This window comes from Pseudomonas veronii, from assembly GCF_001439695.1.
GTDB classification, from domain to species: domain Bacteria; phylum Pseudomonadota; class Gammaproteobacteria; order Pseudomonadales; family Pseudomonadaceae; genus Aquipseudomonas; species Aquipseudomonas veronii.
Window position 1 is genome coordinate 294,898 of sequence record NZ_JYLL01000005.1, and the last position, 26,959, is coordinate 321,856.

11 protein-coding genes are annotated in these 26,959 nt (G+C 64.9%); 6 read left to right on the forward strand and 5 right to left on the reverse strand.

Going from position 1 to position 26,959, the window contains the following annotated elements:
* Position 1: 1 nt before the first annotated feature.
* Together TU80_RS09315 and TU80_RS09320 are read right to left on the reverse strand one after the other, a co-directional pair.
* Entirely contained in the window at positions 2-769 is a 768-nt protein-coding gene (locus TU80_RS09315; protein ID WP_057004319.1) for a siderophore-interacting protein, read from the reverse strand.
* Positions 766-1,335 carry a PadR family transcriptional regulator gene (locus TU80_RS09320; RefSeq protein ID WP_017844567.1) on the reverse strand — a complete coding sequence of 190 codons (570 nt, stop codon included), beginning with the start codon at positions 1,333-1,335 and terminating at the stop codon, positions 766-768. Before TU80_RS09320 ends, TU80_RS09315 begins: the two co-directional genes overlap by 4 nt.
* Before the next feature lie 157 nt (positions 1,336-1,492).
* On the opposite strand from TU80_RS09320, the gene TU80_RS09325 reads away from it, so the two are divergent.
* The 6 genes from TU80_RS09325 to TU80_RS09350 all read left to right on the forward strand — a co-directional run bounded on the left by TU80_RS09325 (position 1,493) and on the right by TU80_RS09350 (position 13,357).
* Complete coding sequence (locus TU80_RS09325) at positions 1,493-7,204, forward strand: membrane-targeted effector domain-containing toxin (protein WP_057004320.1); 5,712 nt, start codon at positions 1,493-1,495, stop codon at positions 7,202-7,204.
* Positions 7,205-7,649: 445 nt separating this feature from the next.
* Positions 7,650-8,141, forward strand: a complete 492-nt coding sequence (locus tag TU80_RS09330) for a CS1 type fimbrial major subunit (RefSeq protein ID WP_046384572.1) — start codon at positions 7,650-7,652, stop codon at positions 8,139-8,141.
* 114 nt (positions 8,142-8,255) lie between these two features.
* Positions 8,256-10,775 carry a TcfC E-set like domain-containing protein gene (locus tag TU80_RS09335; protein WP_057004321.1) on the forward strand — a complete coding sequence of 840 codons (2,520 nt, stop codon included), beginning with the start codon at positions 8,256-8,258 and terminating at the stop codon, positions 10,773-10,775.
* A 118-nt stretch (positions 10,776-10,893) separates the two neighbouring features.
* Positions 10,894-11,634, forward strand: a complete 741-nt coding sequence (locus TU80_RS09340; protein ID WP_057004322.1) for a hypothetical protein — start codon at positions 10,894-10,896, stop codon at positions 11,632-11,634.
* Positions 11,631-12,101: a CS1 type fimbrial major subunit gene (locus TU80_RS09345; protein ID WP_057004323.1), complete on the forward strand. Its 471-nt coding sequence runs from the start codon at positions 11,631-11,633 to the stop codon at positions 12,099-12,101. Before TU80_RS09340 ends, TU80_RS09345 begins: the two co-directional genes overlap by 4 nt.
* Positions 12,102-12,142: 41 nt before the next feature.
* On the forward strand, positions 12,143-13,357 hold the full coding sequence (locus tag TU80_RS09350) for a hypothetical protein (RefSeq protein ID WP_017844574.1): 1,215 nt from the start codon (positions 12,143-12,145) through the stop codon (positions 13,355-13,357).
* Positions 13,358-13,400: 43 nt separating this feature from the next.
* On the opposite strand, the gene TU80_RS09355 is transcribed toward TU80_RS09350, so the two are convergent.
* From TU80_RS09355 to TU80_RS09365, 3 genes are all read right to left on the reverse strand, one after another.
* Entirely contained in the window at positions 13,401-18,479 is a 5,079-nt protein-coding gene (locus TU80_RS09355) for an NEL-type E3 ubiquitin ligase domain-containing protein (RefSeq protein WP_057004324.1), read from the reverse strand.
* A gap of 82 nt (positions 18,480-18,561) precedes the next feature.
* Entirely contained in the window at positions 18,562-21,663 is a 3,102-nt protein-coding gene (locus TU80_RS09360) for a transglycosylase domain-containing protein (RefSeq protein WP_057004325.1), read from the reverse strand.
* Positions 21,664-21,736: 73 nt separating this feature from the next.
* Positions 21,737-26,938, reverse strand: a complete 5,202-nt coding sequence (locus TU80_RS09365; RefSeq protein WP_057004326.1) for a hypothetical protein — start codon at positions 26,936-26,938, stop codon at positions 21,737-21,739.
* Positions 26,939-26,959: the final 21 nt, after the last annotated feature.

Genomic DNA, 26,959 nt, shown 5'->3' on the forward strand with positions numbered 1-26,959 from the left:
CTCATTCTTCCTCACTGCCCTCGGCGCGCCAGTAGCCGACGGCCTTGAGGAACGCTTCATCGACCTTGTGCGTATCCAGCAGCACCCGGCGCACCTGGCGCGACAGCTTGGTTTCCATCGCGACGAAGGTGTACAGCGCACCGCTCGGCAGCGTCAGTGCGCGCACGGTGTCGAGCAGGTCGGCCTGGCCGCGCACCACCCAAATCACTTCCACCTCGGCCGCGCTTTGCAGTGCTTGCCGTTCCGCCGCATCGGCGATTTCGATCACCGCCAGCACCGTGCGCCCGGCCGGCAGTTCTTCGAGGCGGCGGGCGATGGCGGGCAGGGCGGTTTCGTCGCCGATCAGCAGGTAGCTGTCGAAGATGTCCGGCACGATCATCGAGCCCCGTGGGCCGCCGATGTACAGGTGCTGGCCGACTTGAGCCTGCTCGGCCCAGGTGGAGGCGGGGCCGTCGCCGTGCAGCACGAAGTCGATGTCCAACTCGCCGAGGCTCAGGTCGAAACGCCGTGGCGTGTAGTCGCGCATGGCCGGCTGCGGGCCATCGCCCTTGATGCTGAAGGTCGGGCTTTGCAGCGCGGCTTGCTCGGCGGCGTTCTGCGGGAACATCAGCTTGATGTGATCGTCACTGCCCAGGCTGACAAACCCCGCCAGTTCGGGGCCGCCGAGGGTGATGCGGCGCATGCGCGGGGTGATATCGACCACCCGCAGCACGTCGAGGCGACGGCGTTTGATCTCGTGGCTGACGCGATGGATGACGGGCGTATTCATTGATTTTCCCCCTGGACAGCTTGAACGGCCGGGCCGTCGACGATGGCTTGTGCGGTGCTGTTGAGCAGCGTGGCGACCCGCGCGATTTCTTCGGCGCTCCAGCGTCCGTGGTGCAGTTGCAAGGCATGACGCAGGTTATGCACCGCCTCGTGGATTTCGGGCGGGCGATCATGGCCGCGCAGCGAGCGTTTGCTCACGTCGATACGCATTCGCACGCCTTCCAGTGCAATCGCCTGCTCACTTAAAGAAAGACGACCGGCGTCGGTGATGGTGTAGCGTTTTTTTCCGCCTTCGGCATCGCCGCTGATCAATTCGCTTTCTTCAAGGAAGGTCAGGGTCGGGTAGATCACGCCGGGGCTGGGGCTGTAGGCGCCGTCGAACAGGCCTTCGATCTGGCGGATCAGGTCGTAGCCGTGGCACGGCTGCTCGGCGATCAGCGCCAGCAACAGCAACTTCAGGTCGCCGGGGGCGAACACGCGTGGGCCGCGACCGCCGCGTTCACGGCCAGGGCGTTTTTCGAAGCCGTCGCGGCCGTCGCCGTGGGAATGGGGATGATGCTCTCTCATTTTGGGTCTCTCCGTTTTGGTTAAGATATAACTTAAGATATATCTTTAGACTGTTCAAGATCAGTCGACCAACGGTCGCGGCCTACTTAACTACCACCGTCCCGCGTGATGCGCCCAGCATGCTGATGGCTCTTCCCATGTGCATGGAGCCAGTGCGATGAGCACATTGATTTCTCCCCCTTACTCGCCAACCTCCTTGGAAATACGCGGTTATCTGCATCAGATCGGTCACCAGTTGCTCGAAACCGACACCCCGTTACTGTCCAAGCGGCCGCTCCCCGTCGAGTTACAACAGCTTGAAAAACTCAACCAGACGCTCACGGCGCACGCGCGCGCTCACTTCGACCGCTGTCGTGCGCTGTATGCCGATGTGGCGCAGGCCGACCTGCAAAGTGACGAGGGCAAGCAACGGCTGGCGACGCTCAAGCGCGACCTCACGGCGCACTTGCAGAAACTGGACGAAACCGGGGTGTTGGGCGGCCAAAGCCTGCGCACGTTCATGGCCAACGACGCCGGCCTGGTCGCGTTGGAACTCGAAGCCAGGCTCAACATCCAGGACTCTCTGCTGCATCGTGAAGAGGCCCGTCTGGTGCAGAACCTGGGGCTCGGGCCGAGCTTTCGACCGGGCATCTATGCGCTGACTTTCAGCTATCGAGCCCAGACGATCGAGTTCGCCGGGGCCTTTGTGTTGACCGAAAAAAACACCCCCGTGGTCGCGCAGCTGACCCCGGCCGACGATGCCGGCTACGTCGTGCTGTTCACGCCGGCCCGCGGCTTCGAGTCGTTCAGCTCGCTGGCCGAGATGAACCGCCGACTGCGCGAGACGATGGCGGTCGGCAGTTGGCGCAAGGAGTTCATGAGCCTGCTGCCGCGCCGGTACTGGGGGCTGTCCGTCATGGGCGTCTGGCCGCTGCAGTTGGTCCCCATCAACAGCGAACCGCTGTGCGAACACACCTACGACGCCAGGCTGGCCAAACGCGCGCTGGATATCGATTGGGCCTTGAGCCTGGACGCCAACCCCGACCATAGCGCCCGACAGCTGCTTGCCGAGTTGGACGACGCGATTCGCGCGGCCTTGCCCGACCTCAGCCCGCGCCTGGAATTGCGCGCCCAGCGCCTGCTCGACCGTTGCCTGGAGCACAGCGCCCCGGCCTGGTATCGCAACGCGCCGAGCCACCAGCGCGAGGCCCTGGCGCGGCAGCTGAGCGAGTACGACGAGGCCCGCCAAGCCCTGCTGAACCTGTTCGGCCATGCCGCCTCGCCGCAGGCCCTGGCGCGCTATCAGTTGCTCGAACAACTGGCCGCTGACCTGGAAATCACCGACCTGGACCCCGACCGCCTGCAAGTCCGCACGCGCCGCAGTGTGGCCAGGGTCGGCGCCTACGAGCAGAAACACAACCTGACCGCGCTGGCGCTGCGCGGCCTGCACACCGGCGACGAACTGCCCGGCTCGGCGTTTTTGCTCAATACCACCCTCACGTATGCCGACGCGCCACTGCCCGAGCGCTATCAAGACCTGACCCCGGCCTATCTGGTCAGCCTGCTCGACAGCCTCAAACCGCGTGCGGAGTTTGAGGCCGTGCGCCGCGAGTACTACGCCAAGCCGCAGATCCACGCCGCCATCGAACAGATGCTCGACCGCCGCATCAATGCCCTGGCCTACACGGCTACGCTGCAAAACCACATCACCGAGGCCGACTATCAACGCGTTACCCGCCTGCGTCGCGGCACCGACGCGCAACTGCACGCGAGCAGCGTTGCGCTCAATGGCTGTGTGCTCAAGGACCTCTGGCTGCTGCGCGAGCGCGACGAGCAGGGCGCGATCCAGCGCTTGCTGCTGTGTACCCCCGAAGCGCCGCAGGCCCAGCAGTTTCATGGGTTCGACACGGAAACCGGCTGCCAGGCGCATATCCTCGGCTGGTGCGCGGACGAAACCATGCGCGCTTATCTGCTGGGGCAAGTCGCCCTCAAGTCCCGTGCGGGTCTGGAAACGTTCATGGCTGGCCTGGGCTTCATTCCGGCGCGCCAGGAATATCGCCACGTCACCTTCAGCCAGGCGGCCGACCACGCCGATTGCCTCAAGGCCCTGCGCGCCCAACTGCTGGAGGTGCAGACCGACGATTACCACTGGGGCACCCCGACGTGGTACCGGGCCGCCACCGAGGCCCAGCGTCGACAACTGACTCAACTGGCGGAAAACGCCGAAGGCGCGGCGAACACCTATGCGCAAAACCCGTTATCCGACGCCCGCTTCATCAGCTTCGAGCGCTTCCTGCATGCCCAGGCCAAGACGCAGCTCAACGCCCTGCTGGGGCGCCAGCGGCAAAACGATGTCGACCCCGATACGGTGTGGGTGCATTACCCCAAAGACTTCCCGGCGTTGACGCGCCCCGCGTCGGTGTCCTACACCCGCCTGTATCGCGATGGTTATGAGGATTCGCTGGGGTTTCTCGACGCCAGGTTCGACACCGTCGCCACCTTCATGGGCCCGGCCGGGGTCGACCTGAGCAAGCTCACGCCGCGCAACGTCGCGCTTTCGGTCCGCGGCGTATGGATCGGCCAGCGCTACGCCGATGAAGTCCAGGCCAAACTGCAAAACCCGGCCAGCCCCGGTTATGCCCTGCGCCGCGACGCAACGCTGGCGATCAACCAGTTGCAGTTGCACAGCGCGGCGCTCGAATCGCGCCTCAAAGGCCATATCGCCCAGGTCGATCTGGATTGGTTTGAACGCGCCATCAAGAGCCTGGACGACACCTCGGTCGAGACGCGCAGCACCTACAACGTGCATCGCCTGATGATCGACGGCGACTGGGTGATCGACACCTTGCTGTTCAGCCACGGCGCGAATCCGGTGTTGCTCTATACACCGCAGGCGCCGGACGGCGTGTTCTTGCGCGAAGCCCGGCTGTTCAACTACCTGCTGAAAAAAGTCGACGGCATGCTCGATTACTTCAGCGCCCGCGTCGGTGTGCAGTCCCGGGTGCGCGTCCGGCGTTTTCTGCAAACCGCCCAGGCCGGCCTGCCCGCAGACCTCAACAGCACCGACCTGAGCCTGGCGCGCTACGACGCGATCGAGCGCGTGCCGCCCGTGCTCGACCTGCGTCACCTGCTGCACGACATGAAGCTGCAACGCAAGATCGACGACGTTGCCGCCACCACGGTCAATCGCACCGACATGATCATGGGCCTGGTCTGGAGTTGCCTCGAACCGCTGATCGCCATTGCGACCGCACCGTTCCCGGTGTTGAGCCTGAGCCTGGGCCTGCTGCTGGCGCTCAAGGACGGCATGCTGGCCCTGCACGCCTACAACCAGGGCGACACCGATGCGGCGCTGCAACACTTCGTCGGCTACCTGAGCAACAGCCTCGGCGCGGTGTTCACCGACCTGCGCCCGGCACTCAAGTCCATCGGCCCGCTGCTCCGGCCGATGCGCCACCTCATGCGCCCAGCAGCGCCGCGCCAGGCCATGGCGTTGATCCAACAACTGCAGCCGCCGAGCCCCACGCTCGCCGGTATGCAGGCGGTGTGGTTCGAGGGCCGGCCGTTGTGGGCGGGCAAAACCCCCGATGCCCTGGGCCGCTATCTGCTGTTTCGCCAGGACCCGGTGAACGGCAAACTCGTGTCGACCGCACGCCTGGTCAACCAGAACGCCGAGGGCCGCTGGGTGCGCTCGGGCCTCACCGGCGGGGCGCCGAAACGCCCCGCGCCAAGCCCCCACGCGTTGCAGCGCTATGAGGTTCCGCCGGAGCTGGCCAAAGACTACGAAAGCGTTCTGAGCGTGGAGTTTCGCAACACCTCCAGCGTCGATGAGTTGTTGGGCGAGGGCACCCGCGACAGCCTGCTGACCTATGAAATGGCCCCGCTCCAGGCCCCTTACCTGCACGCCTACCTGCAGTTGCGCGGCGATGCCGACACGTTCTTCGCCCAGCTCAATCCCATCGTTCCCAGGGCCGATGTACTGGCCTTCGAAGCCAGCGCGAGCCATCGGCACATCCTGGAAAGCGCCTTCAAGGAAAACCCCGGCTTGGTGGTGGGCGCCGTGCCTGGCTCGCTCGCCGCCAAACAGCTGCTGATCGACAATATGCACACCCTCTACGAGCAGGGCGTGCGGCGCCTGTACATCGAGTACCTGCCGGCCGACCTGTTCCGGGGCAAACTGGACAAGTTCAACGCCGGCGGCAGCTACCGGCACATCAGCGAGTACCTGAAAAAAGTCGAGACAGCCCTGGGGATCGCCAACGACTCGCCGCATTCCTATCGCGCCCTGATCCTTGCGGCGCGCCGGCAAAACATCGCCGTCTGTGGGCTGGACGCGTCTACCGGCTACGAGGTGGACAAAGCCTTCAACCTGAAAAACGGCGCGCTGGTCAGCCCTCGGCCCAACGCCCAGCGAAACTTCTACTCCCACACGCTGATCGAGGCCGACATCGGCGCAAAACCCGGCGAAGGGTGGGTCGCCCTGGTCGACAGCCGCCGTCTCAACACGCACACCCAGACCCCGGGCCTGGCCGACCTGCAAAAGACCCTGAGTGTGCGCGTCGAAGACGTCGCCCCCGGCCAACCGGTGGGCATCTGGAACGATACGCCCGGCGCGATCGTCGACGACCCGGCGGCCAAAGCCGACTTCAAGCTGACCCTGCAAACCGCCTACACGGCGCCCCCGGCATTCGTCACCGCGCCTGGCCGCGCAAGCGCGTACAGCGAGTTCGACATCGACTCGCGGTTCGTCCCCGAGCTGCATGAAATGGGCAAAGGCGCGCATGCGTTCGACACCCGTTATGGGTCGCTCAACCCGAAAATCGCCGCTGCCGAAAGCGCCTTCCGCAAGACCCGCGAGCGCCTGAACACAGCGGCGCAGGCGTTCTTCAAAACCCCTGAACTGCCCCCCAGGCCGACGTTGCCGGACCTGCCGGCGAACACCACGCCCGCCGACTTTATCGCGCAAAGCTACCAACACGCTCGGGGGCTGATTGTCTGCGAGAGCCACGTCGAGCAATCGAGCAAGGCGCTGCTGATCGATCAGATGAAGGCGCTCAAGCAGCAAGGCGTCAAAACCCTGTACATGGAGCACCTGTTCACCGACCTGCACCAGGCCGACCTGGATACCTTCCAGCGCACGGGCGTATTGCCCCCAGCGCTCAAAGACCGCCTGTGGACCCTCGACCGGGGCCACATGCCCGAGTACCGCGGGCCGCACACCTACACCAGCGTCGTGGAAGTGGCAGGCAAACACGGCCTGCGCATCCGCGCATTGGATTGCGTATCGAGCTACCACACCAAGGGCATGAGCGCGCCGCAGACGTCGCGCATTGCGATGTTCAACTTCTTTGCCGGCGAGGTCATCCGTCAAGACCAGGCTGCCGAGGGCGCGCACAGGTGGGTGGCGCACATGGGCAATGCCCATGTGCATTCGGTCGAAGGGATTGCGGGGGTGGCCCAGACGCAAGGGGCGATCAGCCTGCGGCTCTCAGATGTACCGGCGGGCACGGCCAGCGAGCTGCGCTCAGGGCTGCAATGGACCGTCGCCTACGGATCGTCGTTGTACCCCAACCGGCTGACGGCGATCCGCAGCGACTTCACCCTGGCTGTCGGCGTCCCTGGCATGCGTCCTCCTCGCGCCTATGTTCCCGCCGATCGTTCACGCTTGACGCGACCGGGGCAGTTCATGGTCGAGCAGCTTTCACTCCATGAAGTGAATCTGGTGCATCACTCGCGCAGCGGCGAGATCCTTTCCACGCCGGTGCAGATCGACGATCAAGGCCGCTTCTTCATCGAGCGCTGGGCAGAACTGAAGGACGAGCGGTTCAGCGCGTTCGAACGGCTGCTCTCGGCCCTCGATCAGGTGGTGAAACTCACCCACGTCCAGTAAACCTGACCCCCCCTGCCGGCGCGGGCAGGGGGGTGGAAAAGTCCAGATCCTACGTCAATAACACCGTCGTCAATCTAGGCGGTGGCCGTTGAAGGCGTAGAGTGATGCCCTCGTGTAGTTCCAATACTACAGATGTGAAGTTGTGCGTTAAGTGTCTCCTGATAACTGTACTGCTTTTATTGAATTATCTGTGTGTCATTAACGTCTTACAGTCGTTTTTTTAAAAATCGTATTTATTGCATTTCTTCCTCCAGCGTAATGGCCTATTGGCCTGCATGTTTCTCGGAGCTTGCCTGCTTACTTTTAAAGCGCATTGGTCGAATATTTCCCGGCGTTGAATGTTCAGCCAAACAATGAACATTGCGCCGCGCTGTTAGTTGGAAGTGAGTCTTGACTTGCTTTTTAGTTAACCGCCTTCCTTTAAATGACTACTAGGTATTCAAGCATGATCAAGAAGTTTGCTGTTCTGCTCCCGCTGGCTGTTGCGGTATTGGGTTCTTCGGCTGCCATGGCCGCCAACGATGCAAGCACCACGATCAACATCAAGGCCGACATCCCTACCAAGCAGTTCCACGCCCAGCCCCTGGACCCCAACTTCGGTCGCGACGAAATCATGACCTACAACACTGTGACCGGCGAACTGAGCACGCTGTCCTCGATGTTCACCCTGAAAAACACCGGTGGCTCGATCGACGCCTACCTGCAGGACGGCCCGGCGGCGCTCACCAACGGCACGGACTCGATCCCGCTGACCATCACCCTGGGCACCGTGGCCCTGACCGGTAGCCCGCAAGAAGTGGCCGCCGACGCAGAGTCCAACCCCGGCCTGCAAAAAATGATGACCATCAAGGCCGCCAAGCCGGCGGACACCCAGACCGGTCTCTACACCAGCGTCGCCACCGTGATCTTCGACAACGTGCCGCGCACCGCTTTCTAAGCACCCGGCACGCGATAAGGCCGCGCCTTATCGATCACACCCACCGCCCGCAGGTTGTGTTCGCCTGCGGGCGGTTTCCAGATGGTTTGCAGTTCGCCATAGAGTATTAAGTTCATGTTCCCGATGAAACCCATCGCGGCGGCGCTGGCCCTGCTTGCCTGTTCGGCTGCCTGGGCGGCGGCTGATAACAGTTATACGCCACGCAGTTTACTGGCTCAGGCGAAAGGTTTGCCGAGCGAATTCGAAGAGCATTTTTTTGATGTGCCCCTGGCCGTGCGTATCGAACGCGACGAAGTCTTTCTGGGCGAGGCGATGGTGATACTTTCGCGCGATGACCGCCTCACGCTGCTGGACTTTACCGATATCAGCGACAGCCCGATACAACCCGCTGAGCGCGATACCTGGAGCCACTACCTGCAACAAGGCGCGGCCCTGGGAAGTTGCACGCAAACCTGCCCGGAGAAGATGTTGGCGGTGCATTACAACCTGGAAAACTCGCTGGTCTCGATCCTCACGGAGAACGCCGAGCACGACACCGATCATCAGCGTTATTACCACCAGCCCCAGGACGGCAGCACGGGCTTGATTGTCAGCAACCAGTTGAACCTCAACGGCGGCCAAGCGCAGGAACTCGGCGGACGTTTCGGGGTTGAAGCCAGCAGCAGCCTGGGGAACTGGAGCCATGCGCTCAACCTGCAACTGGCACGCCTCGGCGGGCCGGACACCCAGCTTTATCACGCACTGTATTCGCTGTACGCCCAGCGCGAATTCGAAGGCCAGTTCCTGCGCCTGGGCTATTTCACGCCCACCTCCGAGGGGCTCAATCGCCAGCCGCGCGCGTTCGGCGCCGCGCCGGATATCGCCGTGGGTGTGATGCTCGGCAGTTCCGACAGCCTGGCTATCAACAACCCCAAGCCCAGCGTGTACCCGATCTACGTCACCTCCAACCGCCAGGGCTCGGTGGAGATTTACCGCAACGGCCTGCTGATCAACACCCAGGCGGTGGCCGCCGGTTTGCAGAGCATCGATACGCGGCCGTTGCCCGGTGGCATTTATGAAGTGGAAGTGCGCCTGGTCGAGGACGGCCAGGTCACTGCCACCACCCAGGAGTTGGTGTACAAGCCCAACAACTGGCGCAACCATGACGAGCGCTGGCGCTACAACGTGTTCGCCGGCCGCGAAAGCACCTTGTTCAACAACTGGGAGCAACGCGACAAAGGCGACATGACCGCCGGCGCTTCGCTCAATTATTTGCTGCACCCGCGTGTGATCGTCGGCTTGTCCGGGCGCCAGGTGCAGGAGCGCATGCAATACGGCGCTTCCATCGACTGGACGCTGGCGACCCAGGCGAGCCTGTACGCCAACGTCTACCAGACCCAGGACCACGGCACCGGCATGGACGTGCAAGGCCTCTACAGTTATGGCGCCGGCAGCGTGATCGCCAGCCACAACCGCAGTTGGCTGGACACCCGCAACACCTACGACACGCTGCCCGACGGCACGCGGCTGCGCACCCGGCAAACCTTCGTCGGCCAGACCAGTACCTCGTCGCTGTCGATCAATCACCGCCTGATCAACCAGCATTCGCTCAATGCACGCCTGTCCCACAGCCAGGGCAACGTCGAGGGCGTCGGCCTGGACCTGGGTTGGAGCAAGCACGACCGGTTGTTCGGCAGCGATGCCAATTGGCGCCTGTCGCTGTTCGACCGCCCCGCCAGCCGCAGCACCGGCGACCGGCGCAACCGTGGCGTCGACCTGACCCTCAACCTGGCCCTCGGTGGGCCGGGCGAGCAGTGGTCGGGCAGCATCGGCTCGCGCACCTCGCGCGACGGCAAACGTGACAACAATGGCTCGCTGACCTACCGCAAAGACCTCAGCGGCCATGTGCTGCAGAACGTCTCGGCCACCGTGCTGACCGACACCTACGGCGTCGGCCTGTCCGGCATGACCAGCTTCCACGGCGACATGCTCGCCGGCGATGCGTTTGCCCAGCGCTCTTCCTTCAACGGCAACCTCACCGGCGGCCTCAACCTGCACAGCACCTTCGCCGTCGGCGGCCAGAAGGTGGCCCTGACCAGCCAGTACCACGGCGACGGCGCGGGCATGATCGTCGATGTGGAAACCGACCTCGACGACATCACCCTGCGCGCCGACGACCTCAGCGGTGGCAGCACCGCGCTGCGGCCGGGGCGCAACTTCGTGCCGCTCACCGCCTACCGGACCGGCTCGGTGGCGTTCGACTTCGACGGCAACCACCCGCCGGCGGCGAACATCCAGCCGCCGCGCAGCGCCTACCACATCAACAAGGGCGGGGTGGACTACCGCAAGATCCGCGTGATGAAAACCGTCACCGTGCTCGGTCGCCTGCTCGACCCGCAGGGCCGCCCGCTCAAGGGGCATCACGTGATCAACCATGCCAGCCGTGGCGTCAGCGAGGTCGACGGGTTCTTCTCGATGGAAATGAACGCCGGCTCGCCCACCCTGGAAGTGCGCCGGGGCAACCAGTTGCTCTGTCAGTTCCGCCTCGACCCGAGCAAGGCCCGCAGTGAAAACGATGTGCTGATGATCGGCGACCTGCGTTGCACGCCGGATACCTTGGCCGATAGCGCATTCGAGCGGCCGACGTCGGGGTGATTCGCACAGGGTGTAAGCCATGAACATCGATACGGATAGGCCTGTTCGGGCGCGGGTATTTGCGCTTCGCAAGTCGAGTGGGTTGGCTTCAGGCCAACCGTTAATGAGGTGTAAAGCAATGAAAGTATTAGCCGCAATCCTGGGCGTGTGGATGGTTTCCCTGGGGGTCCAGGCGGGCCCGAATATCAACGTCGGCGTGGTCTATGACTACCTGGACGGGAGCAAGAGCAGCTACCTCAAACGCATCTTCAACGGCGGCACCAGCACCGCGTTCGTCAAGGTCGAGATCCTCGAAATCGTCTACGACGCCAGCGGCGTGCCCCGGGAAATTCCCGTGCAATCCCAGGCTGACGCCAGCGCCCGCGATGGCCTGATGGCCAGCCCCGCGCGCCTGATCGTGCCGGCCAACGGCATGCAGGGCACGCGCTTGCTGTACATGGGCGAGCGCGCCAGCGAGCGTTACTTCCGGGTGCGCTACATCCCGGTGGTGCCGGAAAAAGAGGACGCTTTTGCCCTGTCCGAAGAAGAGCGTGAGGAATATCAAAAGACCCTGCAGGCCGGCGTCAGCGTGCTGGCCGGCTATGGCACGGTGTTTTTCGTGCGCCCCAAGGACACCCGCTACGACACCCGCATCAACGATGGCGCCACTCGCTATGAACTGCGCAACAACGGCAACAGCGTGATCGTGGTCGACGAATTCAAGAACTGTGTGGCCGGCAAGCCGACCGATTGCCATCCGACCACCAAGAACCACGTGCTGCCGGGGCGTGCCTTTACCTTCGATAAACAAACCGGGCGTCACTACACCTTCAAGCTGGTGGAAGGCGACACGCAGAAGAATCAAGAGGTGAAAGGATGAGCCGCTGGGCCGTGTTGGTGCTGTTGAGCGCGCTCAGCTTCAGCGCCCTGGCCGCCCGCGAGGAGGCGGTGTTCCAGGTGTCGGTCAAAGTCCCCACCAGTGACTTCTATGTATTGCCGCTCAACCCCGGCTTTCTGGAGCGTGAGCAAACCCTGAGCTGGAACCCGGTGACTGAAACCCTGAGTGCGCTGCGCGAGCCTTTCGATGTGAAAAACGTGTTGGGCGCGGTGGACGCCTACCTCGCCTATGAGCCGGTGCTGTTCAACGGCCGCGACAACATTGCGCTCACCGTCACCTTCAATCAGCAGGTGCTGGGGCTCGACGCGATGCGCGTGGTGCCGGAAGCCGAGGCCCGTGTCGGCAAGCGAGTGCTGCTGGAAATTGCCGCGCAGAAGCCTGAGGACGGTTACCTCCCCGGTCAGTACTTCGGCAACGTGCAGATCATTTTCGATGCGTTGCGCCCATGAACCGGGGGCCACGCTTGAGTTTTTTCAGAACGAGTGAACCCATGCAAATCAAAAACAAGGTGTTGGGGCTGTGGTTGGCCGGGCTGCTGGTGGGGCTGCCCGCCGACGTAACGGCGGCCACCGTGGACATCCTGGCCTCGTTCCGGCCGGACCCCAGCCAGCCGGCGCGCAACGTGTTCAAAAACCACACGCCGCCGGGTAACAGCTATTGCACCTGGGCGCCGCAGTACTGCAACGAGACGCGCTACAGCATCGGTCTTCCGATCGATTTTCGGATGAGCGCGCCGATCGTGCCGGGCGGGGACGATCGCAATCATCTGTTGTTTCATGCGCCGACCGAACGCAGAAACATCACCGTCGTGCATGACGAAACGGGAGAGGCCGAAACCCTTCAGTTCCGGATCAGTGGCATTGGCATGGTGTTCCGGTGGCTGCGGCAGGACCCCACTGTGCGTTGGGAACACGATTATCCACCGCCACCGTGTCAATCCAGCGGGGTGAGTGTCGGCAACCAATGGCTTTTCGCGTTCACCTGGTTTTTGCCGGAAGGTGTCAGGGGGTGTGCGCAAAGAGCCGCCAGCCATATCCCCGCCGAGACATTTTGGTTCGATGGCCTCGGTTTCACCTACGAATTGGTCACGCCCGACCCCCTGGGGATGAGGGCCGGGACCTACCGCGGGCAGGTGACGTACAGCGTCGGGCCGCACAAGGACTTCGACCTGGGCAACGTGATGTTACCCAACGATGAGCAGATCACCCTCAATTTCATTCTTTCGGTCGATCACATCCTCAAGGTCGAGATCCCGCCGGGCGGTGAGCGCGTCGAGTTGCTGCCCCAGGGTGGCTGGCAAGGCTGGTTGAGCCAGGGGCGCAAACCGACGCGGCTGTTCAGGGACCAGACCTTCAACTTCTATTCCACCGCGCGCTTCAGGATCGGCATGGAATGCCAGTACGTCGAGGCGGCAGACAACACCTGCCGGATCCGTGACGCCAGGTCGGGGCGCTCGGTGCCGTTGCAGGTCGGCGTGACCATGCCCCACGGCATCGTCGACCCCGAGGGCCAGCCGGTCCAGCGCCGTCCGCTGCGGCTGGACGGCAGCGGCACGCACCTGTTGCTGTCGACGATGTTCGTCGACCGCAAGCCTGGCACCCTGCATTTCGAAGTGGCGCGCGACGATGTGGAGACGATGTTGCAGCCCGGTGAGTCCGGCACCTATGAAGGGAACGTCACAGTGATCTGGGATTCGGAGGTGTAACCCGCGGGGGTTGCAGGCGCGGGCATGCGCGCCTGCAGTGCCCTCACGTGTCGGACAACGGCGCCCGGTTACGCTGTTGAGCGGCGTTTTTCAGGGCTGTGCGGGTCAGGCCGCGCATCCAGTCTTTCTCCTTGTAGCCCAGGTCGTTGAGCAGGCGGTTGTAGAGCGCGTCGCTGATCGGCGTGTCGCTGAGCACGAGGTTTTCGGCCGTGTCCAGTTCGTCCGCCAGGGCCTTGAGCTGCTCGGCGAGCTGGGCTTTTTGCTGCGGCTCCCGTTCTTCGCGCCATTGCGCCTGCAGGGTTTGCAGGTCGTCCAGGCGGTAGAACTTCTGCGTGTACTCGGTGAGATTCTGTTGATAGCGGTTGTCGTAGGTTTCCTGCAGGAAGGTCTCCCAATACGGCTCGAGCAGCATCTGGTTGACCAGGCCGTCGTCCTGGCCCATTTCCCTTACCGTGGTGTACGCCTGCTGGATGCGGTCCGGGCTGACATTGGCGGTGTCGCGGTAGAGCATGTGGTCCGACAGCCAGGGCAAATCCAGCCTGTTGGCCAGGGCGGTCTGGTAGGCCAGGTGGATATCCACTTCGTCCACCTCGCCGGCCTCGCCGTCCACCAGCTCGGAGCGCAGGCGCTGGCCTTCGCCACCGGCGTCGATGGGCCGCAGGCGCCGGGCGACGTCCGCCTGGGCCACCAGGTTCAGGTGCTTGAGGCGCGCCGCGCCCTTGGCCAGGGTCACCAGTCGGCCTTCGAGTTCAGCCAGTGACGCGGAAAAGCGCCGGCCTTCGCTGGCCATGACCTCGATCCCCATCTCATTGAAAATCTGCGCGCCGCCGTCGCCGCACAAACCGGGGAAGCTCGACAGCTTGAACAAGCGCTCGCGCAGGGCGCTGTCGGCGTGGGTGGCGTTGATCAAGCGCCACACCCGTTGCGTCAGCTCCGCTTGGTTGCGGGCGTAGCGCTGCTGGTCCTGGGGGTTCTCGAAAAACTCGGGCGGCTCAAGCAGCTTGATGACTTCGAAAAAGCCCTGGGAGCCGTGTTCGTCTTCGACGGCGTCCCACAGCTGCTCGCGGACAAGCCGGGTGTTGGCGTCGACGCCTTCCAGCCAGGGATCGCTGCTGCCCTGGGGCTCATAGGTGCGATACGGGTCCAGCCCGGCCTCGCTGCGGTAGCGTTCGTACAGAGTGCGCTGATCGTCGTTCAGCGTGTTGCGGTCCAGGCGGGTGCGCGCCACGGTGCGCGCCGCCGTGGGTTCCGGCGTCAGGGTGGGCAGGGCGCGGATCGGGTTGCCGCTCAGGTTCAGGTCGAACGCATCGTTCCTGGGGTGGGCAAACAGGCCGCGGGGCCATTGGCCGATCTGTGTGTGGCTGAGGTCGAGGCGGCGCAGGTTGGGCATGCGCGTGATGTCCGGCGCGAGGCTGAGCGGGTTGTGGCTGAGGATCAGGACTTGCAGGCGGCGCAGGTTGCGCAGGCGCGTCACGTCTTCGGGGAACAGGGCCATGCGGTTGCTCGCGAGGTTGAGGTTGCGCAGCAAACGCATCGCGCCAAGCTCGACCGGCAGGCTGGTCAGGTGGTTGTCGCTCAGGTCCAGGGAGTGCAGCGCCGGGAAGTGCTTGAGCAAGCCGCAATGGGTTTGCCCGACGCTGCTCTGGCTCAGGTCCAGGAACGTCACATGTTCAAAGTTGACGGTCAGCGCGGGCAGCGATTCGGGTAGCGGCATGCCGTTCAGGTCCACGCGCGCGCCGTGTTGGGTGCGGCCCCAATCGTCGGTGTATTCGGCGTAGCGGTCGGCCCAGGTCTGTTCGAGGAGCAGCGCCAGGCGTTTGCGGCTGGCCAGTTGTTGACGCTCCTGGACGCTGCCTTTGGGGTGATGGGTGGGCGATTGTTTCCAGGTCTGCAATTGGCTGTGCAGGGTTTGTTTCTCCAGGGTCAGGTCGTTCAGAGTGGTGCCCAGTTGGTCGGTGGGGATCGCCTCGATGAAGCGGCTCAGCCGTTGCTCGCTGAGGCTCGGAAACAAGCGTTGCAAGACCTCCCTGGCAAACGTCGCCGGGTGATCGGCAGGCGCGGCGCGGCAGCGGCTGAGCAGCGGGCCGCCGAGCAACTGTTGGGTGTGCCGCTCCATCACCCGGTGAGTCGCCGGCTCAGCAAGGAGCGTGCGGCGCTCGGCCAAGGGTTCCAGGGCGGTCATCAGCCAGCGCCGCAGGTCTGCACCTTCGCCGGGGCGGTAACCCAGCCCGCTGTGCGACGCGGCGGGCAGGCTCGACAACACGGCTTCGTACAGATTGGCCGGGCGGTGCAACGGTTGGCCGGCGCCGTCATAGACCGCATAACCGAGGCTGTTGTGGACCAACACCCGGCGAGTGGTGGCAGTGTCCGGGCCGGCCTGGCTGCGCAGAGGGCCGGTGACGGAGCCGTTGCGGATTTCAAGGTGCAGGTCGCTGAGCACGTCGGCGTGCAATTGCAGGGTCTTGAGCACCAGGGTTTCCGTGGCCGGGCTGGGCGACGCTGGTGGATAGAAGCCTTCATAGGCGCGTGCCGCCTCGGCGGCCACGTGCAGCTCGTCGGCCAGGTTGCGCAGGCGCAACGGCCCGCGCCGGTGCGCGGCCAGGGCCTGGCGTTCGGCGGGGCGGGCGGTGTCGAGCAGGCGGCGGGCCAGGCTCAGGTCGAGGTCGGGATGGTCGTGGCGCAGGCTGATAATGCCGGGGTCGTCGCTCTCTTCACGGGCGTGGTAGACCGCCGGGGCGATGTCGCGGCTCTGGCTCAATACGTAGTCGGCCAGTTGCTCGCGTAACGCGTGTACCCGCTGCGACTTCGGCACCTCGGCGCCCAGCAGGCGGGTGATTGCCGCTTCATCGAGAAAGCCCAGCACCCGTTCCGGCAAGTGCCCGGACAGCACTTCGCCGAGACTGATGCGCAAGGTGTCGGCGGCGCTGGCTTGCGCAGCGCCATAGCGGTGCGAGCTGCCGCTCAGGTCGGGCTTGAGGAACACTTGCAGTGCTTTGTTCCGGGGCCAACCGTCGAGTTCGGTGACCATCTGCTCGAACCAGTCCGAACTCGGGTCGGCGCTCAAAGCCTGCCCGGCGCGGATTTTTTCGCTGGCCGCCTGGATGGAGTCGGCCGCTTCGAGCCGTTTGAGGCCGGCATCGAGCAACGGCGGCAGTGTTTCGTTGTACTCGTACATGCGGCGTAGGGCGCCGTCTTCGGTGGCGCTGGCGACCCTTAGCTGTTCCAGCTGCGTGTCACTGAACGGTTGCACCCGATGCCCGAGACGTCGCAGCAACTGCGCACGCTCCCAGGTGCGCGGGCGTTCGCCCTCGTGGGTCGCCGCGCCGTCGCCGTTCAATTGCAGGCGCGGGCGGTAGGCGTCCGGGCGTTCGGGGTGGACCACGCGGTGCGCGTCGCTGAGCGGGTCGTATTGCACCTCCAGGTGATGGTCGCCCAGGGCCAGCAGGGTTTTGCCGTCATGCTGATGCAGGCCCGCGGGCGACGGTATCGAATCGGCGGGGATCGGGGTTTTCCGGGCGAACGCGCTGATGTCCGGGTTCCACAAGCGCCGGCTGCCGTCGGTCCGCTGCACCGGGACCAGGCCTTCGATGAAGGGCGAGAGCTTGAGCCGCGCCAACTGACCGATGTGGCCGCCCGCGGCAAACAGGGCGAACTGGATCACGCTGTCGGCCACCCCCGCCACATGTTCCCAGGCTTCGGTGCGCCGGCCTTCGCTCCAGTCGACGACGCCTTCGCACACCTCGTCCATGATCTGGTAGGCGCTGTAGACCAGCATCAGTTCGCCGAGCACCGGCACGAAGGGCGTCAGCACCAGCAACGCGGCATTGAGGAGGTCGGCGAACATCTGCTCCAGGTTGTCCCACCAGGCCCAGCGGGCGTGGCGTTCGACGTCGGTGCTGGACACGGCGATAGTCCGCGCATCGTTGACGATTTTGTTCAGTTGCACGCGAAACAGGTAGCTCCACAGGGTGTCCGCGTGGGGTGTCGGCGGGCGTTGGCGATAATCGTCCTGCCAGCGTTGCACGCTGAAGTGCAGGTTGGGGTCGCTGATCGGCGTGTCTTTCCAGCTCGGCCCGCTGTCGGTGCGGGCTTTTTGGTGCCATTGGATGTGGCTGAGGCGCGCATTGAGCCCGGCAAAAAAAGCCCCGCGCTCGGCATGGGGCACGAACTGGCTGAAGAACACCTGGTAGCGCGCCTTGTCGCGCAACTGACGGGTCAGTTCGGCCATGAACGCCTGGGGCGACGGGTATGCCTTGAGCGGGTGTTCGGGGTCTTCGGCGACATAAGCGATCACCCGAGGGCCTGGCGCGGCGATAAACAGCACGATGCCCACCAGCGCGACGTTCATCACGCTGAGGGTGTAGGCCTGGAGCGGGCTCGGCCGGTCGCTCAGCAGGTCAAGCATCGAACCGTGCGTCTCGGGCTCGAGGTCGCCCTTGGCCAGGGCCAGGTGGGCGGCGCTGTTCAGCGCGGCTTTGTGGCGTGCGACCACCTCGTCGTGAACCGTGCGGGCCAGCGGCGGGTTGTTGAAGCCGAGCGCCTGACTGAGCTTGAGTTGATACTGCGCGCCGAGATCCAGCTGGCGGCAAATGTCTTTGAACCCCTGCGCCGTGAGGCGGGCGCCGCTGGTGCGGTGGGTGATCGACAGCACATCGCGCTGGCCGCGCGCATCGCTCGGGCCGAGGAAGGCGAAGTCGAGAAAGTCGTCGCTGGCGGCGAAGTTGCCCAGCGCCGCATCGAGCAATGACACGGTCTTGCTGGTCTGTGCGCCGCTGATGTTGATCTTCCACCAGGCCAGGTTGGTTTCGACATAGAGGCGCAGGTAGGTGTTGCGCACATCCACCGCGCCATAGTCGCGCAGGGCGTGTTTGAGCAGCGGTTCGGCGAAGGCGTACACATCGTTCAACCCGGCGAGCCGTTGGTCCAGGCGGTTTTGCCGCTGCCAATGTTCGGCAATGGCGGCCTTGAGCGGGGCCGGTGCGGTCAGGCTGTTGAGGCGCGCGGTTTTCAATGCGCCGAGGCGTGCGGGCGTGGCCTGGGTGAGCCAGGCCGGCAGGGCGTCGCGGATGTGCGCGTAGTGGGCGCCGTTGAAGGCGCTGTCGAGTGACGGTAGAGCGGGCATGGATCAAGTCCTGTAAAGGGTGATCCATGAGTGTGTGTGGCGGCGTCGCGCCGCGGTGGCAGATAGGTAGTGCAGCCGGGCGTCAGGGTTGGCGGGCCAGGCACAGCGTCGGGTCGCCCGGTTGCAGCAGCGGGTTGAGCATCGGCGCCATGCCCTTGAGCACCTGCACCGGCAAGGCCGAGGTGAAGGTGAAGTGCTGCGCCGACGCCCCCGGCACAAACGCGGTGAGGGTGCCGAAGTGATGCGCGCCGATGTAGAACACGAAGGTCGCCGTGCGGTTGATCGATTTCGAACTGAGCATGCGCCCGCCGGGCCCCATGGCCTCGATGCGGTTATCGCCGGTGCCGGTTTTGCCGCCCATCGCCAGCGCCGTGCCGTCCGCCAGTTTGAAGCTGCCGGCCACCCGCTTGGCGGTGCCGGCGTCGACCACTTGCGACAGCGCGCCGCGCAACGCCGTGGCGACTTCGCTGGGCAGCACCCGTTTGCCGCGGTTCGGGTCGTTGACCACGCGGGTTTCATAGGGCGTGCCGCTGGCGAATTGCAGGCTGTCGATACGCAGCACCGGCAAGCGCACGCCGTCGTTGAGGATGATGCCCATCAGTTCCGCAAGGGCGGCGGGGCGGTCGCCGGAACTGCCGATGGCGGTGGCCAGCGACGGCACCAGATGGTCGAACGGGTAGCCCACGGCCTGCCAGCGCTGGTGGATATCGAGGAACGCTTCGATCTCCAGCATGGTGCGGATCCGGCTGTCACGCGCACTCTGGTGACGGCTCTTGAACAGCCAGCTGTAGACCTCCTGGCGTTCGAATTCACTGGCTTTGACGATTTCGTCGAAGCTCGCCTCAGGGTGGTTGAGCAGGTAGCCCAGCAGCCACAGGTCCAGCGGATGCACCTTGGCGATATAGCCCTGGTCCGGCAGGTCGTAGGCGCCGGGGCCGTAACTCTGGTAGAGCCGTTCGAGGCGCTCGTCGCTGAGCGTATCGGGGGTTTTGAGGTTTTTCAGGTGCGAGCGCACGAAGGTGTTGAAACTCGCCTGGCTGGCCTGGGGCAGCAAATAGCGGTGGACGGCGGCCAGGCGGATCGCGGTGGGGTGCAGGCTGTCCATGAAGGTGTCGAGTCGGGCCTGGGTGTCTTTGTGGCGGTATTTTTTCCAGAACTTGAGCAGGAACGCGGTGCCTTCGTGGTCGGCGAACTTGGCCAGGTATTCCTGGCGGCGCGGGTCGTTGTCGTCCTTGAGCAGCCGTGCGCTGTTGTCTTCGCCCGAATAGGTGGTGTAGCGCACCAGGTCGCGCATCAGGCGAATGAACGGCAGGTTGATCGACTCGCGCAGGGCATCGCGCAAGGTCGGGTTGCGGCCGTTGTCTTCGTTGCGAAAGTTATGGAAGCGGTGCAGGCCGCCGCCGGTGAAAAACGCCTCGCCGGGGCTGGCCGAGTAGGTGCGGTCGAGGGCGGCGTCGAGCATTTTCGCCAGGTCGCGGTCGCTGTGCTGGATCAGGTAATTCAGCGCCCAGCGCGAGAGCACATCCTGCTCGGGCAGCTCGACGCTTTTCAGCTCGGCGGGCGTGCGCGCCTGGTAGCGTGCATGCAGCTCGGTGACGATCTGCAGGTAGGTGGTCAGCACCCGCAGCTTGGCGGTGGAGCCCAGTTCGAGTTTGCTGCCTTCGTTGATATCGAACGGCTGGTCGGTGTTGTCGGTCTGCACCCGCACGCGTGCGCCGTCGGGCGTCAGTTCGTAGAGGGTGAAGCTGTAGCGCACCTGCGGTGTGCTTTGCGGCGTCAGCAGGCGCGGGCCGAGCAGGCCCATCTGCGCGGCGAACGCCGGGTCGGCCAGGTGCTTGAGGTAGTCGGTGGCCTGGGTTTGCAGCGCGTAATGCAAGGTGCTGGTGGCCGACAGGTCGAGGCGGTCGAGGTCATACAGCGAGCGGTTGAGCAGGCTGGCGAGACGGCTGCGGGCGACGTTGATGGCTTTGTTGGTTTCTACCGGCTGGAGGGTCGGTTGCTGCTGCCAGTCGCGGTAGGTCACGTGGCTGGCGAGGGCGGCGGCGGACAAGGTGGCGGGGATCACCTGGTTCTGCGCGAGCAGGCGGATATGGCTGTCGGTCAATTGCGCCAGCTCTTCGCGACCTTTGGTCAGGTAGTGCGAGGGCCGGCGTTGGGCAATCATCAGCGACAGCACCTGGCGCAGGGCCAGGCCGCGTCTGGCCAGGCTCGCCGGGTCTTGTGCGCTGTCGCTCAGCGCCTGGTTGACCTGATTGAAGTCGGCGCCGTACCACACCCGCAGGCCTTCGGCCAGGCCATGCACTTCGCCGTGGCCCGGCACGGCGGACAACGGCACGCTGTTGAGATAGTCGCGCACGATATTGCGCCGACTGCCCGAGGTGTCCGGCCCGGCCTGGTAGGCCCGCACGCTGGCGGACATCATCTGGCGGATTTTCTCACCGCCGGACAAGGTCAAGCCGTCGGGCGAATGGCGATATTTCTCGAGCTGTGTGGCCAGGGTGCTGCCGCCGGCGGTCTGCCCCGGCAGATGCAGGAGTTTGGCTACTTGCGACCAGGCCGCCTTGGCAAAGCGCGGCCAGTCCACCGCCGGGTTGGCCAGCGGTTGCGTGGGGTCCAGCAGGTCGCGGTCCTCAATGAACAGCAGGCTCTGCACCACCAACGGCGGAACCTCGGCAAAGCTGGCGTAGAGCTGTTGCGGGTAGGTGAAGGCATACAGCGGCGCGGCGCGGCAATCGGTGATGCTCAGGCCGGCCTGGACTTTTTCCGCGTAGGGCACGAACAGCCCGTGCTCGGCATAGCCCAGCAAGGCCGGGGAGAAGCGTGTCTGGGCCTGGATCAGGTAATTGCGCTTGAGCAGGCGCGGTAGGAATTCATTCAGCGCGCTGTAGCCCAGGCGCCGGTCGAACGGGCCGTCGCCGGGGTACACGATGGCATCGCTGGCGCCGGGCTCCAGGCGATAACTGAGGGTGGCGGCCAACGGGCTCAGGTAGCGGGCCTGCAGGCGCGAGGTGTGCATTTCCACGCTGGCGGCCCAGCCCAATGCCAGCAGCGCGAGCAACAGCACCAGCCACACCAGGCGCCACCACCCGGATCGCCGGCGGGCGCTGTGTGGCAATGGCAGTTGATCCGGGCTGTCGGTCGGCAGCGCAGCCTGTTTCGAATCGGTTTGCCATAAAGCGCCCATAGTCGATTCATCCATTTACGCAGATTGATCGGACTTGGGTGAAGCTTAGTCGTTGGTGACGAAATGTGTCGGCTCACGGCTGCGGGCGTTTCACGCCATTGCGCAGCAGCGCCAGCCAGTTGCGGTCGTTGGCCTGGCCCCAGCGGTAGGTGCCGCGATCGTTGAAAAACACCGAAATGTCTTCCAGGTACCACATGTGCATTTTGACGTTGAGTTGACGCACATAGTCGCTTGCCGGGCAGACGATGGCTGCCCAGGGGTCGCATATCCACAGGCCGACCCAGCCCGCTTCGCTGAAGTCCAGGGTCGAGCCCAGCGTCGCCGGCGGGTTCCCCACCACCACAAACGCGTGGGCGGGCGGGCTGGTGCCCCAGACGCGCGCGGCGCCGCCGTTGAACCTGATCAGTTCGCTCGCCACGTGGGCCATCTGGTCGCAATTGCCTGCGCCGGTCTTGAGGATCACTTCGGTGTAGTTGGGCTGGCCCGCCCGGCTGTACTGCCACATCACCAGCGGTTCGGCGATGGCCAGCCGTTCCAGCTCGTCGACCCCCGTGCCCACGATGTTGGCCGAGCCGATCCCGGTGCTTTTGACCAACGCCACGGTGCTGGCCTGGGCCTTGCTGGCCAGGTATTGATTGAGGGTCTGGCCAGGCTGGGCGAGGTAGGGCGGCCAGGTGTCGAGTTTCAAGGGTGTGACGGCCACGCTCATGCCCAGGCGCTGCCCCTGATCGCTGGCGTTGAGCAACAACTCGCGCTGCTTGATAACCCGCAGGCCGCGTGACTGCTCGAGCAGGCGCTTGAGTTTGGCCGCACCGAAGCCGCGCCTGGCCAGTTGTTGGCTCAGTACCTCCAGGGTGGGCAGTGTGACCAACGGGCGGTTATGCACAAACCCGGCGGCGCTCAAGTAGTCGAGCTTGCGCTGGCTGAATGCGCGGATCAGCTGTTCGGGTTCACCGCCGAGGTTGAAGTCCAGGCGGTTGAACAGCATCGCCGGAGCGGGGGCGATGGCGATGCCTTCGTAAAAGACCCCGGCGTCGGCCTCCACGATAATCCGCGTGCCTCCCGCCGGGGTCAGTTCGATCGCCATGGCACGCAGGGTTCGGCTGTCATCGGTGCCCGCTGTCAGCCCGGTCAGCTCGACCACGCGGGTGTCGCGGTTGAGTTGATTGTCCAACTGATTGTTGGGCAGGCCGAATTGCGCTTCGTTGGCGATGAGCCGACCGGTGAGCTGGGGCTTGTAGGTCAGCGGCGCGGTCCTGGCCACTGGCGTCAGTTCAAAGCTGGTGCCTTGGGGCATCGCTTCGTACAGCCGGCGGTTGTGGACCAGCTTGCGCGGGCCAGGGCCGACGGCGGGGGCGGGGATCAGGCGCAGGTGCTCGATGGCCTGGGCGCGGCGTTGCTGGATCGAGGCGTTGAACGCGGTGAGTTTTTTGGTGAAGCAGATCAGTGGGATCGGGCTGCGTTTGCTGCGCGCCGCACCGCACAGGCTGTCGAAGCCTTCGGCGGCCTTGAAGTAGGCGGGCGAGGCCAGGTCGTCCAGGTGGGTCGGCGCCTGGTGCTCCAGGCGGAACAGGTTGTCGCCGTCGAGCAGGTCAGTGGCGTCGCGACGCGCAATCAGCAGCGGCTGGGTGGCGAACAGCCGTTCGCTGACCAGCACCTGCTGCCCGCGGGCGTTCTGCATCGGCGCCACGCCAAGGGCGCTGTCCAGACGAAAGGTGTGGCTCGGCGGCCCATAGGGTTTGCCGGTGAACGGGTGGCACGGGTACCAGTGGTTTTTGTGCAGCAGCGCATTGATCCGCAGCAGGTCGCTGCCGCGCAGCAGCGTGCCGCTGCCGAGGTTGGCGCCGGCGAGCAGCCGGGGGTAGTCGAGCAGGAACCGGTCGGCGGTGCGACGTTGAACCTGTTCGATGGCCGTGTGGAGGATTTTCCGCGCGCCGCCGCTCAGCCGGATCACCCCGCTGCGAGCCAGCCTGAACAGGCCCGGAAGGCCGTCCAGCGGGTTCAGCGCGGTGTTGAGAAAGGCGCCGCTCAAACGGGCCAATTGCAGCAGTTTGATCGGCAACGGCGCGGTTTTTTTCAACACCGCCAGGGACGCCGTGAGAAAGCGCTGGGTGGGGAACAGCAGCGCCAACAGGTCGATAAAGCAGGCGTAGCCGCCGTCGATGACACGGCGGGTGTCGCCGGAACCGAGGTCCTCGGCGCAGGACCAGAACGGCACGAGGGCTTTGAGGCGTGTCCACAATCGATCCCAGCGTTGTTGCATCTGTTCGCGCTGCGTGGTCCCCCGGGCTTGCAGGTGCAAGGCGTCGACTTCGAGGAAGAAGTGCTCGCGCACGATGGCTTGGGCAATGGCGCGGTTGAGCGTCGAACCGTAGGTCAACGCCGCCGTCGTCGGCGGCTGGGCGGGGGGCGGGCTGAATGACCACAGCGTCTGCACAATCACCTTGGCGCGCACCCCCGGCCGTGGCGGGCGCCCGTTGGCATAGGCGTCCCAGTCCAGCGGCAGTTCATCGCCCATCAGCAGTTGGGTGACCGGGCGGGTGGCGTGGGGAGTGCCGGTGGCCACCGACATCAGCGTGCCGCCCTCGCGGAATGCCAGCGGTGCGCCGCGGCGTTTGTCGACGCGGTTCAACAGCGGGAACAGCTCGTATTCCTGCACCGCGCTGGGCGATGTGCCGCGCAGGATCACGCCCATTCGGGCGCTACGCGCCAACGCTTCCTCCGGGCTCAGCAGGGCGAGGTCTTTGCCGGGTTCTTTTTTTAGTACCAACAGCTGCAAGTCGGCTTGTTGCAGGTGGTGTCGGTCGGCCAGCGGCAGTTGCGCCAGCAGGTCTTCGATCAGGCTGCTGTAGGCCTGCTTCAGGCGTTCGATGTAGGCCGCGAACGCGCTGTCGAAGCGTTGATGGATGTTGCCCAGGCGCCCGAACGATGGGCGCAGTTGTGCCAGGTCCAGTTGGGGCTCGGTGGACTGCCAGCGGCTGTCGCTCAGTTGGCCATCCATGTGCAACTCCACCAGGCTGTGCAGGCTGTAGTTCCGGCGCTCGTGATGGTGCATCGGGAAGCGCAGGCTGCCGCTGGCGAGCGGCGGGACGGGGCGCCACAGGCAGGCTTTGTCCAGCAGCGTCTGGTTGGGGAATAGGTTTTTCAGGTCGGCCAGGGCAATGCTGCGGCGGGTCGGTGGCGCGTCGGCAAAGGTGATCAGGGCTGCCTTCAAGGCGTGCAGGCGTTGGCTGAGGCGCAGCTTCAGCGCGTCGACTTCATGCGCGAGGTAGGCGGTGTTGTCGCGTTCGGGCAGTTCGCCCACGGTGATGGCCCAGTCGAGCAGGGTGCGGGTGGCGAGGTATTCGCGCCACTGTTGTTGCTGGCCGGTCGTGGCGGGCATGGATGCCAGGGCGAGCATGTCGTGGTAGCTCAACTGGCGCGGTGAGCCGGGCGCCATGGCCTGCGCGATCAAGACCCCTTGCTTGAAACTCATCCAGGCGATCGAGCTGCGAAAGCGCATCGTCGCGGGCAGCCCGCGCACCAGAAACTCCGGCGCGGCGCCGGCCAGCAACAGGTGGGCGGCGAGAGGCGCAGCGCGGGTGGAGACCTTGCAGGTTCGCACCAAATGCAGTTCCAGGTCTTGGCGCACTTCACCATGGGGCTTGCCCGCGTGGGCGCTCAGCTCGAAACCGGCGATGGGAGCGCCTGCTTCGCCGGCTCCAGGGTCGAGGTCGAGGATCAGGGCGCTCAACACCAACAGGTCGAGGCTGGTCTGGCTGGCGGCTTCGTCCGGGTGCTGGCCGTACCAGTGCAGCGCCGTCACCAGTTGTTGGCCCAACTGCCGCGCCGGTCCGCGCCGCAGCAGTTGTTTGAGCAAGTGGTCGGCCTGGGCGCGGATCGCGTCAGCACTCAGGTCGCTCAGCAGTGTGCCGCACAAGCGGTCAAGCAGGCGTGGGTGGCCATCGGGCAGGCCGTGATTGGCGGTGGCGAGAACGCTGTGGCGCTGTTCGCTGAGCAGTCGTACCGGCGAGTGGGGTGTGGCGCTCAACAGCCCATGATAGTCGCCGAACTCGGGGCGGCGGGGCAGGTTCATCTCCAGGGTTTGCAGGGTGTCCTGGGCTTCGTCGACGCTGGTCGGTGGCGCAAGATCATGCTGTTGCAGCAGTTGCTGGAGGGTGAAGGGGCCGCAGATGGGGTGCGGGACAACGGCGGGATGGTGCGGCGCGCCGGAGTCCGGTGCGGGGTGCAACGTCACGCTGGCCGTGTCGATCACGTGGTCGTTGGGCGGGGCTTGGATCAGGCCTTTCAAGCACTCGGCCATGACGTCGCGGTCATGGTCCTGGGCCAGCCACTGCTGGTGCTGCATCAGGGCGAGATCGGCGTTGGCCAGGTCGCTGACCGGCAGCGTGGTCAACGCCGTCGACTGGCGCAGCGTGTCGATCAGCACGCGGGCTTCGGCGGGTGTGTCGGGCACCGGCAGATCATGGCAATTGAGCAGTTGGGCGAGGCTGAACTGGCCGCTCTGGTGGACAAAGCTCCCCAACTGCTCGGCGACTTCGACCAGGTGTTCGAGCTGGCCGTCCAGGGGCAGCGCCAGCAGTTGTTCGATGCCGATATCCACCAGCCCGCCCCAGGCTTTTTTGCCGCTGAGCCGGCGTGTGGCGGGATCGAACATATACGTGCCGGGTTGCAGGCCGTCGACCGCTTCCAGCGCCAGGAACGACGGGCTGCGGGTGATGGCGTCGAGTAACGTGGCGCCGGTTTGCTGGGCGGTGGCCCAGAACGAACCGGAGTCGAGTTTGAAATAGCTCCTGTAGCAGGAAAACAGGCTGAAATCGTCGTCGTCGAGCAGGGTTTGCAGTTGGTCGGCGATCTGTTGCCGGTCTTGATTCAACCGCTTCAACCCGTCATCCAGCCCCGCCTTGGGCTCGGCGAAACTGTTCGATTGATCGAGTGCCTGGGAGATCACCCTGCGCTCGCCGCGATGCTCGGGGTAGGGATAGCCGTAGAAATTCAGCACCGATTGCGCCGGCAGTTCGAGCGGCGCGGTTTCGAGCGGCACGTCCAGGCCGGCCAGGTCCACCGGCAGGCGCGTGGCCCAGGCCCGCAGGTGTGGGCGGCTGAGTGCGCGGCGGTATACCTGCAGCCAGCAGCCCAGGGTGGAGTGCTCGGGCACGATCACTGTGGTGGAGTCGCCGTTTGTCAGGTGATTGAACAACGCGCTGATCAATTGGCCATCGGCGGCCAGGCGTCGTGCCCGGCCTTGTTGGAGTACGTCGAGGGTGGTCGGCATGGGGAGATCCTTTCGCTGGGA

Excerpts from the sequence above, each read along its gene's own strand:
- TU80_RS09355 (WP_057004324.1), bottom strand. The coding sequence starts at position 18,479 with ATGCCCGCTCTACCGTCACTCGACAGCGCCTTCAACGGCGCCCACTAC.
- TU80_RS09325 (WP_057004320.1), top strand. The coding sequence starts at position 1,493 with ATGAGCACATTGATTTCTCCCCCTTACTCGCCAACCTCCTTGGAAATA.
- TU80_RS09365 (WP_057004326.1), bottom strand. The coding sequence starts at position 26,938 with ATGCCGACCACCCTCGACGTACTCCAACAAGGCCGGGCACGACGCCTG.
- TU80_RS09315 (WP_057004319.1), bottom strand. The coding sequence starts at position 769 with ATGAATACGCCCGTCATCCATCGCGTCAGCCACGAGATCAAACGCCGT.
- TU80_RS09330 (WP_046384572.1), top strand. The coding sequence starts at position 7,650 with ATGATCAAGAAGTTTGCTGTTCTGCTCCCGCTGGCTGTTGCGGTATTG.
- TU80_RS09340 (WP_057004322.1), top strand. The coding sequence starts at position 10,894 with ATGAAAGTATTAGCCGCAATCCTGGGCGTGTGGATGGTTTCCCTGGGG.
- TU80_RS09345 (WP_057004323.1), top strand. The coding sequence starts at position 11,631 with ATGAGCCGCTGGGCCGTGTTGGTGCTGTTGAGCGCGCTCAGCTTCAGC.
- TU80_RS09335 (WP_057004321.1), top strand. The coding sequence starts at position 8,256 with ATGTTCCCGATGAAACCCATCGCGGCGGCGCTGGCCCTGCTTGCCTGT.
- TU80_RS09320 (WP_017844567.1), bottom strand. The coding sequence starts at position 1,335 with ATGAGAGAGCATCATCCCCATTCCCACGGCGACGGCCGCGACGGCTTC.
- TU80_RS09350 (WP_017844574.1), top strand. The coding sequence starts at position 12,143 with ATGCAAATCAAAAACAAGGTGTTGGGGCTGTGGTTGGCCGGGCTGCTG.
- TU80_RS09360 (WP_057004325.1), bottom strand. The coding sequence starts at position 21,663 with ATGGGCGCTTTATGGCAAACCGATTCGAAACAGGCTGCGCTGCCGACC.